Source organism: Thalassolituus hydrocarboniclasticus (assembly GCF_025345565.1).
Classification (GTDB): domain Bacteria; phylum Pseudomonadota; class Gammaproteobacteria; order Pseudomonadales; family Oceanobacteraceae; genus Venatoribacter; species Venatoribacter hydrocarboniclasticus.
On record NZ_CP054475.1, the window covers coordinates 2,665,443 to 2,679,376 of the forward strand.

The 13,934-nt window shown below is 54.8% G+C and carries 9 protein-coding genes; 6 read left to right on the forward strand and 3 right to left on the reverse strand.

Features of this window, described 5'->3' with window-relative positions; translation table 11 throughout:
- The first annotated feature begins 211 nt into the window (after positions 1-211).
- Genes HUF19_RS11895 through HUF19_RS11910 form a run of 4 tightly spaced genes read left to right on the forward strand, consistent with a single transcriptional unit; the run spans position 212 to position 4,263 of the window.
- Positions 212-1,480, forward strand: coding sequence for a DSD1 family PLP-dependent enzyme (locus HUF19_RS11895; RefSeq protein ID WP_260996829.1), 1,269 nt, complete (start codon positions 212-214; stop codon positions 1,478-1,480).
- A 40-nt stretch (positions 1,481-1,520) separates the two neighbouring features.
- Entirely contained in the window at positions 1,521-2,711 is a 1,191-nt protein-coding gene (locus tag HUF19_RS11900; RefSeq protein ID WP_260996830.1) for a DUF819 family protein, read from the forward strand.
- Between the two features lies 1 nt (position 2,712).
- Positions 2,713-3,510 (forward strand): SDR family NAD(P)-dependent oxidoreductase, encoded by a 798-nt coding sequence (locus tag HUF19_RS11905; protein WP_260996831.1) that lies wholly within the window; start codon positions 2,713-2,715, stop codon positions 3,508-3,510.
- 54 nt (positions 3,511-3,564) lie between these two features.
- A complete protein-coding gene (locus HUF19_RS11910; protein ID WP_260996832.1) occupies positions 3,565-4,263 on the forward strand; it encodes an alpha/beta hydrolase in 699 nt (232 codons plus the stop codon).
- 3 nt (positions 4,264-4,266) lie between these two features.
- Here the strand turns inward: HUF19_RS11910 and HUF19_RS11915 are convergent, their stop codons facing one another.
- From HUF19_RS11915 to HUF19_RS11925, 3 genes are all read right to left on the reverse strand, one after another.
- Positions 4,267-6,261 carry a methyl-accepting chemotaxis protein gene (locus HUF19_RS11915; protein WP_260996833.1) on the reverse strand — a complete coding sequence of 665 codons (1,995 nt, stop codon included), beginning with the start codon at positions 6,259-6,261 and terminating at the stop codon, positions 4,267-4,269.
- 172 nt (positions 6,262-6,433) lie between these two features.
- Entirely contained in the window at positions 6,434-7,384 is a 951-nt protein-coding gene (locus tag HUF19_RS11920) for a diguanylate cyclase domain-containing protein (RefSeq protein WP_260996834.1), read from the reverse strand.
- Positions 7,381-12,252 carry a PAS domain S-box protein gene (locus HUF19_RS11925; protein ID WP_260996835.1) on the reverse strand — a complete coding sequence of 1,624 codons (4,872 nt, stop codon included), beginning with the start codon at positions 12,250-12,252 and terminating at the stop codon, positions 7,381-7,383. Before HUF19_RS11925 ends, HUF19_RS11920 begins: the two co-directional genes overlap by 4 nt.
- 257 nt (positions 12,253-12,509) lie before the next feature.
- Between HUF19_RS11925 and HUF19_RS11930 the strand changes: the two genes are divergently transcribed.
- The gene (locus tag HUF19_RS11930) at positions 12,510-12,845 is read left to right on the forward strand and encodes an ArsC family reductase (protein WP_436317767.1); all 336 of its coding nucleotides are present in this window, start codon (positions 12,510-12,512) and stop codon (positions 12,843-12,845) included.
- A 54-nt stretch (positions 12,846-12,899) separates the two neighbouring features.
- On the forward strand, positions 12,900-13,931 hold the full coding sequence (gene dapD, locus HUF19_RS11935; RefSeq protein WP_260996837.1) for a 2,3,4,5-tetrahydropyridine-2,6-dicarboxylate N-succinyltransferase: 1,032 nt from the start codon (positions 12,900-12,902) through the stop codon (positions 13,929-13,931).
- Positions 13,932-13,934: the final 3 nt, after the last annotated feature.

The following is a 13,934-nucleotide window of genomic DNA, read 5'->3' on the forward strand; positions in this document are numbered from 1 at the left end:
GCGCTTTTTTTATATCTGCACTCTGCAGTTTCTGTGACTTTCCCTGCTTCGCGAGTCACCTGCGGCCAGTGGCTGGGTTTGCCGGCCAGCCTGTGGCATAACTCCGTCATGACGCCCCTGAAAAAATATGGTACATATGTACCACCAACAACAATAAACCGTCAGCGATCAGCACCATGCTTATAACGGAACTGCCTAAGACTCAAACGCCATGACCAAAATGTATTTTCAGAACCTGACCCGGGATCTGCAGCAGGCAGGTATCTGCACTCCCACGCTGGTCATTGATAAAGAACGCCTGGATCGCAACATTGATCACCTGATCGATGTGCTGAACCGCGGCTTCGATTACCGCATTGTCGCCAAGTCTCTACCATCGGTTCCCTTGCTGCAATACATCATGCGCCGTACCGGCACTCAGCGCCTGATGAGCTTTCATCTGCCGTTTCTGATGCATCTGGTTGAGCATATTCCCGCCGCCGATATTCTGATGGGAAAGCCGATGCCGATTGCTGCGGCGCGCCATTTTTACCAGTGGCACAGCCAGCAAACCAGCAGCATGTGCTTTGCTCCGGAACTGCAGCTGCAGTGGCTGATCGACAGTAACGAGCGCCTGCAGCAATACGCCAGCATGGCCCGGGAACTGAACCTGAGCCTGCGTATCAATCTGGAAATTGATGTTGGGCTGCACCGTGGTGGCTTTCTGCCCGATAAACATTTTATGCAGGCGCTGCAAACCATCGCCGCCTCTCCGCTGCTGACGCTGTCCGGACTGATGGGTTATGAAGCCCATATCAGCAAAATTCCGGGAGTACTGGGAGGCAGCGATAAAGCCCTGCAGCAGGCCAAAGACAGCTACCGCCAGTTCACCACAATGATTACTGAAACCCTTGGTAAGGAGGCGCTGGATGGGTTGTGTCTGAATACCGGCGGCAGCTCAACCTATCCGCTGTATGAGCAGGACAGCGTTGGACTGGTGAACGAAATTGCCACGGCCTCAGCACTGGTTAAACCGACCGATTTTGATGTATTCACACTGGAACATCACCAGCCGGCGGTCTTTATTGCCGCACCGGTACTGAAGATAGTGAAAGACCCGGAAATTCCGATGGCCAGCGGTCTGTCACGCTTACTGCGCTTATTCGGCCGTCTGCCCCATCAGGCCTGTTTTATTTACGGCGGTAACTGGCTGGCACAACCCTGTTACCCGGATCCGTGCCAGCGTGCCAGTATTTTTGGCCACTCCAGTAATCAGGAGCTGTACGAGTTACCGGACGGCCATGATATTAAACCTGACGATTATCTGTTTTTCCGCCCGACCCAGAGCGAATCGGTCTTTCTGCAATTCGGCAATATTGCTTTGTATGAGCAGGGCCGGATAACCGAATGGTGGCCGGTATTCAGTTATCCGGACAAGTTCCCGCCCAGCGGCCAGCTGCAGAGCCTGCCGGGAACAGAAGCCCTGAATGCCAATGCCTGACCAGCCATTATCCCTACAATAAAAATACCGAGGAACCATCGTGTCTGCTGTTATTACCCTGATTGCCTACCTGTTAATACCGGCACTGCTGGTTGTTCTCTGCCAGCGTGTCAGCTGGCTGGATAAGCTTGGCGTGGTTGTGCTGTCATTTGCCAGCGGCATCGCTCTGGCCGCTACCGGAATGCTACCGGATCTGGCAGGTGCCGAAACACTGAAAGCCGTACAAACCAATCTGTCAGAAATTGCCATCGCACTGGCCTTGCCGCTGCTGGTGTTTTCCATTGATGTAAAAGCCTCATTCGGTATGGCCGGTGACACCATGAAAAGCATGGGGGTAGCCTTAATTGCCGTCATTATCGCCAGTGCCGCCGGGGCTTTTATTTATGCGGATTCGCTGACCAATGTCTGGCAGATTGCCGGCATGTCGGTCGGCGCTTACACCGGCGGTGGGCCTAATATGGCCGCCATCAAAACCGCTATCGAAGCCGATGAAAATACCTTCACCACCATGATCACCTACGACATTCTGTTGTCGGCACTGTATCTGATGTTTGTGATGACACTGGCCAAGCCGATTTTCAGCCGCTTCCTGCGCCCTTACCGCAGTCAGGGCGAACACGCCTATCACACAGAAGAAGAAAAGTTTGGTCATATGGCCGATGAAACCGCCAACGCCTACAAAGTGCTGGCCAATGTCAAAGCGCTGCCAAAGACTGCTCTGGCTTTGCTGTTGTCCGCCATAAGCGTCGTCATCGCGCTGGGCGTGGCTTCACTGGTGCCTGGCAGTATGAGTTCCGCGGTGACCATCATTACCATCACCACGCTGGGCGTGCTGGCATCTTTTGTGCCGGCCATCCGTAACCTGCCCAACAGCTTTCAGCTGGGGATGTACCTGATTCTGGTGTTCTGTTTCACCACCGGCACCATGACCGATACCAGTATTGTTACCAACCTGAACGTCGACCTGTTTGCCTATATCAGCATTATTCTGATCGGCTCGCTGATTTTGCAGGCCATTATCTGTCGCCTTCTGGATATTGATACCGACACCTTTTTAATCACCTCATCGGCCGCCATTATGTCGGTGCCTTTTATTCCGGTGATTGCCGGAGCACTGAAAAACCGCGAGATCATTCTGCCGGGCTTCGCCGCGGCGATCATCGGCTATATCGTCGGTAATTATCTCGGGGTCGGTGTCGCCTTCTTTACCCGCTGGCTGCTTGGCGCCTGAGATGTTCAGTCGGTGTGCAAACAGCGACCTGCAGCATAAAACCATCCTGATTGCCGGCGCTTCCGCCGGCATGGCCCGCCAGCTGGCACTGTTAATTGCACAGAGGCCTAACCGCTTTATTCTGTTTGCCCGCCGCCGGCACGAACTGCAGGAGCTGGCAGATCAGTTACGCGCACTGCAGTGTGAGATACTGACCGTCTGCGGTGATGCCTGCCGGGAAGAAGACACTAACAATGCCGTATCTCTGGCAATGGCTCAGTTCGGGCGTATTGATCTGGCATTACTCAATGTCGGCGCCGGCCCTGAACAGCGCATGGCAGAAACCTCCGTTGCCGATATCCGCCAATGCATGGAACTGAATTATCTGAGTCTGGCGAATTTTCTGCCGCCGCTGATCGCTGCGATGCGCAGCCAGCAGGCGGATAAACACGGATTACGTGGCACCATCGCTCATACCAATTCTCTGGCCGGATTCATTGGCTTACCCATGCAGGGGCCGTACAGCGCAGCCAAAGCCGCCGCCCGCTTGCTGATGGACAGCTGCCGGGTTGAGCTGGAACCTGAAGGGCTGAAATTTATTTCGCTGTATCCGGGCTTTGTGCAGACCGCGCGGGTTAACCAGTACGATATGCCCGCCCCTTTTGCCATCAGCGAAAGCAAAGGCGCAGAACGGATGCTGCAGGGCCTGCTGAGTGGCCGTGACGACTATCTGTTTCCCGGCCCGTTAAGCTGGCTGATTCGTCTGGCACGCGTGCTGCCCAAATGCGTCAGTAAGCGGTTATTGCGACGCATGCTCTGACGTCTGTTTGCAGCCAGAAGCGTTATACTGGCCGCCTCAGCTATGGAGCCATTTATGACCAGTCCAACCTATCAGCGCCAGAACTTTCCCGACCGCATCGTTCTGGAACCTTCAACACCAGCCGACAGCTGTATTATCTGGCTGCATGGTCTGGGTGCCAGCGGTGATGATTTTGTCCCGGTGCTGCCGCATTTGTTACAGGCTCTCAATACCGCTCAGCCACCCGTGCTGCGTGCCATTTATCCGCATGCACCAGAGCAGCCGGTAACCATTAATGGCGGCATGCTGATGCCCAGCTGGTACGATTTACTGGCCACCAGCCCCAGACGTCAGATTGATGGCCAGCAACTGAGTGACTCCGTACAGCGCATCCACACTCTGATCGATCAGCAAATTGCCGCGGGTATCGACAGCCGGCGGATTCTGCTGGCCGGTTTCTCCCAGGGCGGAGCCGTGGCTTATGAAACCGCCTTCAGCTATCCGCAACCACTGGCCGGATTGATGGCGTTATCAACCTATATTGCCCGCCCGCTGCCAATAAACGCCGCCAATCAGCATCTGCCGGTACTGATTGCTCATGGTGATTATGACGGCGTGGTCAGCCCGGAGCTGGGCGAAGAAGCCAGCCGGTTGCTGGCACAGTCGGGCATCAATGCAGAAAGCCACCGATATCCGATGGCTCATGAGGTCTGCCTGCAGGAAATTCAGAACTGCGGCCGTTTTAGCGGCCGCTGCTTAAGCACGGTGCTTTAAAAACTACTTAGGGCTGAGTACAAACTCAGCCGCCAGGCTGGTCAGTTTGCCGGCCAGCTCCCGCTGCTCTTTCGCGGTTTTACGCATAAAGTTAGACGTCGCGACGGTGTGCTCGGCAATTTTATAAATACTGCGCACACTGCCTGCGACTTCCTGATTGGTGGCCACCTGTTCTTCGGCCGCCGCCGCTACCTGATCGCTCATATCACGGATGGTTCGCACCGCACTGCGGATATGGCCCAGCTCCTCGTCCAGCGATGAGGCCAGTTTTACCGTGTGCTGTACCGCTTCCTGTGATGACTCCACCGCCACAAAGGCCTGTTTCGATTCCTGCTGAAAACGGCCGATAATGCTTTCAATTTCTGAGGTTGAATCCTGCGTACGCTGCGCCAGTGTGCGCACTTCATCGGCGACCACAGCAAAGCCCCGCCCCTGCTCTCCGGCGCGCGCAGCTTCAATAGCAGCATTCAGTGCCAGCAGGTTGGTTTGCTCGGCAATGGATTTGATCACATTCAGCACACCACCAATGGCACCGCTACTGTCGTGCAGGCTGCGGATTACCGTCGATACCTGATTCATTTTTTCATCCAGCTGACCGATGTAACTCAGACTGCTCTGCACCGCTTCGCCACTTTTATCGGCGGTATGGTTAGCCGCATCCGACTGATCAGCGACCCGCTGGATATTGCCGGCAATTTCTTTGGTGGCAACCTCCAGCTGACCAATAGCGGTAACGACCTTTGCGGTTTCATTCTGCTGCAGATCCATTCCTTTGGTACTGAGTGAAATAGTGACGTGGTTCTGCATGGAAATCAGCGTCAGCTGCTCAGAAATAGCGCTGATGTGTTCTACCATCGATGCCATACGTTCCATCATCTGATTACAGGCGCGTGCAGCTTCGCCCAGTTCATCATCCAGCAATACCGGCACCCGCTGGTAAAGGCACAGGTCATTACCTGCGGCGGTCAGGCCGATATGCAGTTGTCGTATCTGCTGGTACAGCAGATACGACAACCAGAAGGCCAGCAATGCGGTAACACTGACGGTGATAACGGCAATCAGTATTCCCAACCAGAGTTCATTCCGCGTGTCCTGCAGAATTCCGCTGGCATTATCCAGCAGCGCTTGCTGTTGCCCGTCTTCCAGAATTTTTAATGCCTCAATTCTCTCTGTCGCTGCCGCAAACCAGTCGGTGGGAGATACCCCGAAACCGCTGTCGCTCTGCAGCGCTTTTTCGCGCAGACGTGAGACATCCTGCACTGCAGCTGACTGCTGAAATTGACGGTACGCTGCCAGAGCCTGAGCATCTGCAATGCGTTCAAAGCTTTGCAGAAATGCATCCTGCTCCGATACCAGACGAACAAAGCGGGCGAACAGTTGTGGAGTAAAAGCATCTCTGGCAAATACATTACTTAAAACAGCCCGCTCAATACCGGCCCGCTCTTTGCCCTGCAGAAAACTGTAATACGCCTGTAGCTGGCGCACGGTTTCACCATGGCCGGTATACTCACTGGCCAGTGCCGGAACAATCAGCAGCCGGTCGATAGTCTGGGTATAAAATGCCAGCACATCCGGCAGGACTGCCGACTGCGCCTGCACTCCCTGACGCAAAGTACTAAGCTTTTTCAGATTACTCTGAACATCTTTTATGGCCTGATTGAGAGTCGGATAAACGCTGAAATCCTGCTGGCTGAGAAAGTTATTCCAGCCTCGCAGCCGTTCATCGGCCACGCTCTGCTGCTGTGGCAGGGCAGTAGTAAAATCTTTGCCTTTGCTGCCAAGAAAACCTGCAGACATGCCCCGTTCTTTTTGTAATTCATGCGCTAAGGCACTGTTCAGAGCCGAGATCTGCACCAATATCTGCACACCGGATAACTCCTCCATCCGGTTCAGGCCATCAAGCAACCAGCGTCCCTGCAATACCAGCAAAACCAGTAGCGGCACGGCAATTAACAGCAGAAGCTTGCCTTTTACACTGAATGATTTCAGCAGTCCCATGCTGAGTCTCCCTGTGAAGCCTATGTCTGGCATTCAGCATAGACACATTGATAAAGCTCACAGATAAACACCCTGACAGATACGACAAAACTCTCAGATGGGAACGCCGGATAACGGCTTAAAACTCAGACAAAATACTGCAGCAGAAGAGCCGCCGATGATACGAATGCGCTCAGCCGCTGAGCACAACCTGACGGACACAGTTGCGCCCATCATGCTTGGCGCAATAAAGCTGTTCATCGGCCGCTGCGATCAGCCCGGAAGCGGTCTGCCCGACCGCTGGAATGACGGTAGCAATACCGGCACTGATAGTGAGCAAAGAGCCACTGGAAGAGAACTCATGGGGTATGGCCAGTAAACGTACGGACTCCAGCAGACGCTGAGCCATAAAAGCGGCACCGGCTTCATCCGTACCCGGCAGCAAACAGGCAAACTCCTCACCGCCATAACGCGACAGACTGTCATGGGGTCTCTGTAACACCAGACGCATAGCATTGGCTACGTCGCGCAGCACTTTATCGCCGGCCTGATGGCCATAGTGATCGTTATATTGTTTAAAGTGATCAATATCGATCAGTATCAGCGACAGGGGGCTTTTATCCCTTTGTGCCTGCCGCCAGTGCTGTTGCATCAGTTCATCAAAACGGCGGCGGTTTGTCACACCGGTCAGGCCATCTTTCATTGCAAATGAACGCAGGATATCCTGTTGCAGCTTCAGCACGACGTGTGTGCGGACACGGGCATGCACCACCACCGGATTAATCGGTTTGGTAATAAAATCGACAGCCCCCATTTCAAATGCACGGACTTCATCCGATACATCACTGCGACCGGTAACAAAAATAACCGGAAATTTTTCCGGAAGGTTATCTGCTTTCAATGCCGTACAGACTTCATAGCCGTCCATATCCGGCATCGTCACATCCAGCAGCATAATATCCGGCGGGTTGGCAGCACACATGTCCAGCGCCTGACGACCGCTGGTGGCCATACTGACTTCAAACTCATTCTTAAATATTTCATTCAGCATACGGATAATCACCGTCTGATCATCGACGATCATCAGACGCGGCTTACGTGTCAGCCCGGGAATCAGCTCCGCCAGTGATTGACCTGAATTCATTCCAGCTCCTGTAAGTTGTTCAGCCTTTGCTGAGCAGCCAGAAAATCCAGCTGTTCAATGTCCTGCAGCAACTGCTTAAATGCCGGTGCGTCTCCCGGAAAGCACTCACGTGGCCACCGTTCAATCAGATCCAGCGCTGCCAGGTTATTGGCTTTCAGCAGTTCTTCCAGCTGCGCCAGCTCCGTGCGCCAACGTTGTGGCAGCCAGACTTCATGCGTGTTCCGCACTTCAGCAGAAGCCGGGCCAGTCAGAGTACTCAATGCTGCACATGCCCCCTGCAGCAAGGTCTGCAGTTCATCCAGCCAGACGATATACTGACTGCATTGCTCCTGCTCTGCGGGCATATCTTTAAACAGCTGCTCCAGCTCACTGCTGCGCTGCGCCAGCGCCACAGCCCCCATCGTAGCGGAAGTGCCTTTCAGGGTATGCAGGGTCGCACTGCTGTCACGCCAGAGTTTCTGCTGCCACTGTTGTTCCAGGGTTTGCAGTAATGCACTCATATCCGCCATAAAACGCTCTGTCATTTCAGCCAGCAAATTGCGGTTGTGACCAAAACGCTGTAACAGCGTGTCCGTATCCTCAAGCTCAGATAGTTGCTCCGTTACCCCGGAGAGAATGCGCAGATCTGAACCGCTACCTCCGCTCGCACGCCCGGTCAGAGTCTGCAGCACCTGCACCACCTCGTCGAGATCAACCGGCTTACCTACGTGGGCATTCATACCGGCATCCAAACAGGCCTGCCGATCAGACTCAGACACGTTGGCGGTCATGGCCAGTATCGGCAGTTCTGTACAGCGACGGTCAGCACGGATTCGTCGCGTGGCTTCAAGGCCATCAATATCCGGCATCTGCATATCCATTATGATCACATCATAGTCTTCAGGCCGGGCGGTCGCTTTCTCCACACCGCTCAGACCACCTTCGGCAAGATCGACGCGGGCGCCTTCGCTGCTCAGTAATTCAAAAACAATTTCACGGTTGATGGCGTTATCTTCCACCACCAGAATCGTCATGCCGGCAAGGCGTGCCCCGCCCGCGGCTTCTGGCTCTGCAGGCTGAGCTTCCTGTGGCTGGCCCAGTGCCCTCGTAATGGCTTCAGCAAGCTGGAGCGGTGTCACCGGCTTGCTGAGAAAATCGTGGAAGGGCGGATTATCGCTGCACAAGACGTCGTTCAGGGATTCACGCCCATAAGCACTGATCAGCACAATCGCCGGAGCATCACTCGCCATGGCCGTATTAATCCTGTGTGCCAGTTCAACACCGTCATCATCCGGTAAGCGCCAGTCCAGTATGGCAACCTGATAGGGGCTGCCCTGATCGCGGGCATGGAGTAATGCCTTCATGGCAGCTGCTCCCCCGGCGGCAAGATCAACCTGCCAGCCGAGCAGGCGGCCATCACGCTGCAGCAGTTCGGCGGTCAGCGGGTTGTCTTCCACCAGCAGTACCCGCAGCGGTGATTGCTGCATACTCGCACGGTAATCGGCCTCAGTAACCAATGGTAAGGTCAGTTCAAAGCTGAACTCACTGCCCTGCCCCGGCGTACTCTGTAATGTCAGTTCCGAGCCCATCATCGCCAGCAGGCGCTTACAGATCACCAGACCCAGTCCGGTGCCACCGTAACGGCGGCTGGTCGATACTTCGGCCTGGGTAAAGCCTTCAAAAATACGCTGCTGATTGTCTGCCGAGATGCCGATACCGGAATCGTTGACGGAGAAAGCAACCCTCACACAACCATCATCCTGCCCTGCCAGTTTAGCGCTGACTCTCACAAAACCTTCGGCGGTAAACTTCAGCGCATTACCGGCCAGATTAATTAAAATCTGTTGCAGGCGGTTGCTGTCGCCCAGCAGTGATTGCGGCAGGGATAAATCCAGATCAAACACGACTTCGACCGGCTTATCGGTAAGCGTACCGGAGATCACTACCGCCAGATTACGCATCACCTCATCAATACTGAACGGGTGACGGTCAAGCTGCAGTTTGCCAGCTTCTATCTTGGAATAATCGAGAATGTCATTCAGCAGGCTGAGCAGCGACGTCGCGGCACTCTGTGACTTACTGACGTAATCCCGTTGCCGTTCGCTGAGATTGGTCTGCGCCACCAGTTTGAGCATACCCAGTACCGCATTCATCGGAGTACGGATTTCGTGGCTCATATTGGCCAGAAATGCGGACTTTGCCGCACTGGCGGCATCCGCGGCTTCTTTCGCTTCACGCAGGCGGGTTTCATACTGCAGCTGCTCGGTAATATCACGGTTAATGCCGGTTACGCGCAGTAAGGTGCCATCTTCCGAGCGTTCAACCTGCGCTCCGGCCTGAACACTGCGTTCCCGACCATCCGGCAGCACAATACGGAAAACCGGATCATAAACACCGCGGCCTTCTATCGCTGCCTGCAGCGATTCTTCTGTGCGGGCCAGATCATCCGGGTGAATACGCATCCGCCAGTGTTTATAGTGCAGACCACCGTCACGCAGTTCGGAAGGCTGCTGGTACAACTCAAACATACGGTCGTTCCATTGCAGCTCATTGCTTTCCGGGGTCCAGGACCAGACACCTAATTCAGCAACCTCGGCCGCCATTGACAACTGGGCAGAGGTTGCCGCCAGAGCCTCATGCTGCGCCCGCTGCTCACTGATGTCGGTCATGATACCAACGATAATGCGTTCGTCGCCGAGCATCATGGCACCGAGACTGATCTGCACCGGAAACATCGTGCCGTCTTTACAGCGGGCCTGAATTTCACGGTTAATACCAATCACCCGGTTGCCGGTCATTTCACGGAAACGCTGCATATACAGATCGTGGCGCGAGGCAAAAGGCTCCGGCATCAGTACGCTGACATTCTGACCAATCACCTCCTCAGCCTGGTAGCCAAAGGTTTGCTCACCGGCCGGGTTAAACGACCGGATAATGCCAAAACTGTCGATGGTAATAATCGGATTAACCGCCGTATCGAGAATGGCCTGAGTCGTGATCAGGCTTTTTTCCAGCGCCGCTTCACTGGCTTTGCGCGCCGTGATATCGACCGCAATGCCCAGATAACCAACGATCTCACCTGCAACATCACGCATCACCGTCTCAGACAGGCTGACCTGTAAATGTTCGCCATCTTTACACACATAGGTCCATTCGCGGGTTTCACTGCCGAACAGCTCCGGCTTGTGGACAAAGACGCGAAAGCCGCGGATTTCTCCGCCGTATTGACGCTCCAGTTCCACTGAACGGGCTTCGATTTCTTCGGCCAGATGTAAAGGAGCCGGAGTCTGCAGCCCGACAAATTCTTCTGCCCTGTACCCCAGCATGCGTTCAGCCCCCTGATTAAACAGGGTCACCGTGCCTTCTTTATCGGTGGCAATAATGGAAACTTCAGAAGCGGAATCCAGCACGCCCTGCAGCAGCTGACTGAGACGTTGTGCCTCACCGGCACGCTCCTCTACCTGACGTTCAAGATTAGTGTTCAGCTCGATGATTTGTGCCTGAGCCGCTTTTTGCGCAGAAATGTCACGAATACTCTCCGACAGGCCAACAGGCTTACCGGCCGCATTGCGGATGACCGCATAAGAAACAGAAACCTCGATCTCCCGCCCATCCGCATGAAGGCGCCGGCTTTCCTTGGGTAACAGCGGTAAGCCATCTGCCGCGGCTACGCAAATCTCATGTTCCTGCTCATGCAGGTCCGCAGGCACAATCAATCCGGCCAGCGACTGCCCCAATGCTTCATTTTCAGTAAAGCCAAACATGCTTTCAGCGGCCTGATTCCAGCTGCGGATAATGCCGTGGCAATCCTGACTGATAATGCTGTCGGCTGAACTTTCAACAATGGCCGCCAGCCTCGCCTGTTGCGCCACAAACTCCTCACGACGCAGACGGCTGTTCAGCCACATGGCAAACAGCGTACTGGCCAGCACACTGATCAGCGCCCCCAGCACAAACACCAGCAAAGGAGAGGTTATATGCTGTGCTTTTACAAAGGCCGGGTAAGCCTGCACACGGAACTGCCAGTTCCGGCCATAGATCCGTTGCTCCTGTTGAAAAGGAGCAATTGCCGCCAGCGACTGCCCCGTGGCATTGGTAAAAAAGAGAACCGGCTGGGTTTCGTCAGTGGTATCGGTCAGCTCCAGCTTCAGGTCGTTGTCGAATAAGTGCAGATCGGCCAGAACTTCTTCCATCAGCAAAGGGGCATAACTCCAGCCAATCCCCCGTGCCAGACGCTCTTCCCGGCTCGCCGGGGTATGACCACCGCGATACACCGGCAGCAGAATCAGAAAGGATTGTTGTGGGTTGCCCGTAGCCTGCACCAGGGTAATAGGACCGGTTAAATACACCTCGCCACTGAGCAACGCAGACCAGGCCGCTTCACGACGGTTAGTTTCTGACGCGATATCCAGCCCGACGGCTGCCAGATTGCGCTCTACCGGCTCAATATACTGAATAACAAAGCGTTCACCGCTGTGCACAGACAGCTGACGGATAGTGAAATCCGGCCAGCCATCAGCTCTTGCGGCCTGCAGAAAAGACGCTTCGGCATCAGGTTCGACACGGCGGATAAAACCAAACCCCCGGGCTCCGGGAAATTCTTCATCCACATTGCGGGTGGCATTGTAACGGCTTACCAACTCCCGGCTCAGATCGTCACCGGCAGTCAGCACAGCGCCACGCATACCCCGCAAGCCGTACTGATACAGCTCGATGCGTTCCTGTATCTGATGCACCAGATTATCGGCCTTCTCATTCAACAGTGTCTGCACATGTTCGTTATTGAGGCGTTCAACATGCAACGACAGCAGCAGACTCAGTAGCAGCCCTGAGACTAAGGCGATAACGAACCGGACTCTGAGTTGCCGCCGGGCGTATTTTCCGATCATTTATTGATTCCGCTTCAGATAGAACGACAAAACGGCAACACCACCGTCCCGCTTACACACCATTCTTTAAGACTAGACAGCGGACGGCGGATCACCAGCGGCTGAACCCTTGCCCGCCTTCTGGTATCCTTGCGCCTCTTTTTTGGTACCCGGTGTATTGATCCGGATTTTCACCCGGCAGCGTCCGCTAACAGCACCGATCCGCACCGGGCAATACAAGATAAACGCAGGTAAAACAGGAGCGCACCGTGATCACCATGTACGGCATTAAAAACTGCGACACCATCAAGAAAGCCCGTAAGTGGCTGGAAGACGCCGGTGTTGAATACCAGTTTCATGACTACAAAAAAGACGGCTTAAGCCCTGAATTACTCGATGGCTGGATCAGCGAACTGGGCTATGAAGCCCTGCTGAACAAGCGCGGTACGACGTGGCGCAAACTGCCGGACGACATCAAAGACAATATTGATGAACAAAGCGCCCGTGCGGTGATGCTGGATAACCCGTCCATTATCAAACGTCCGCTGCTGGATACCGGCAGCGCCAAAGTACTTGGCTTCAGCGTTACCGAATACACCGAACTGAAATTCTGAATATTTCATTAATTACGTTAGAACGCGCATTCGCGCCCGATCTGAGGAATGACTATGACAAACGCATTTGCCCTGGCCATTGGTGTCGGCACCAAAAACAGCAAAGGTGACTGGCTCGAAGTATTTTACCCGCAGCCACTGCTGAACCCGGCCGCCGCCCTGATTGACGCCGCCAAAAGCGCTCTGGGCTATGAAGAAGGCAACGTTGCCCTGGATGTTGACGGTGGCGAACTGGAAGCCTTTGCTGCAGCACTCGACAGCGCCGATCCGCTGCAGGCTGCCCTGGCCCGCGCCTGTACCGAAAGCGAAAAGCCGGTTGTGGTGACTATTCTGGCCGCCGATGAACAGGCCTCTTCTACCCCAGAGGTTTACCTCAAGCTGCACCTGCTGTCTCACCGTCTGGTAAAACCACACGGTCTGAATCTGGCCGGTATCTTCGGCCTGCTGCCCAACGTTGCCTGGACCAATAAAGGCGCAGTCGATCTGGATGAGCTGCCAGCTGCACAACTGGAAGCCCGCCTGAACGGCGACCTGCTGAGCGTCAACAGCGTGGATAAATTCCCGCGCATGACCGATTACGTGGTACCGAAAGGCGTGCGTATTGCACACACCGCACGCGTGCGTCTGGGCGCTTACATCGGCGAAGGCACCACCATCATGCACGAAGGCTTTGTTAACTTTAACGCCGGTACTATGGGCGTTTCTATGGTTGAAGGCCGCATCTCTGCCGGCGTTGTGGTCGGTGACGGTTCTGATCTGGGCGGTGGCTGCTCCACCATGGGCACCCTGTCTGGCGGCGGTAACATCATTATTTCTGTCGGTGAAAAATGCCTGCTCGGCGCCAACGCCGGTATCGGTATCCCGCTGGGTGACCGCTGCACCGTTGAAGCCGGTCTGTACGTCACCGCCGGTACCAAAATTCAGGTACTGGACGATCAGAAAAACGTGGTTGAAGTGGTTAAAGGCCGTGATCTGGCCGGTAAATCCGACCTGCTGTTCCGTCGTGATTCCATCACCGGTGCCGTTCAGTGCGTGACCAACAAGAGCGCCATTCAGCTCAACGAAGAACTGCACGCCAACAACTGAGGC

Excerpts from the sequence above, each read along its gene's own strand:
- HUF19_RS11895 (WP_260996829.1), top strand. The coding sequence starts at position 212 with ATGACCAAAATGTATTTTCAGAACCTGACCCGGGATCTGCAGCAGGCA.
- HUF19_RS11905 (WP_260996831.1), top strand. The coding sequence starts at position 2,713 with ATGTTCAGTCGGTGTGCAAACAGCGACCTGCAGCATAAAACCATCCTG.
- HUF19_RS11910 (WP_260996832.1), top strand. The coding sequence starts at position 3,565 with ATGACCAGTCCAACCTATCAGCGCCAGAACTTTCCCGACCGCATCGTT.
- HUF19_RS11915 (WP_260996833.1), bottom strand. The coding sequence starts at position 6,261 with ATGGGACTGCTGAAATCATTCAGTGTAAAAGGCAAGCTTCTGCTGTTA.
- HUF19_RS11920 (WP_260996834.1), bottom strand. The coding sequence starts at position 7,384 with ATGAATTCAGGTCAATCACTGGCGGAGCTGATTCCCGGGCTGACACGT.
- HUF19_RS11925 (WP_260996835.1), bottom strand. The coding sequence starts at position 12,252 with ATGATCGGAAAATACGCCCGGCGGCAACTCAGAGTCCGGTTCGTTATC.
- HUF19_RS11930 (WP_436317767.1), top strand. The coding sequence starts at position 12,510 with ATGTACGGCATTAAAAACTGCGACACCATCAAGAAAGCCCGTAAGTGG.
- dapD (WP_260996837.1), top strand. The coding sequence starts at position 12,900 with ATGACAAACGCATTTGCCCTGGCCATTGGTGTCGGCACCAAAAACAGC.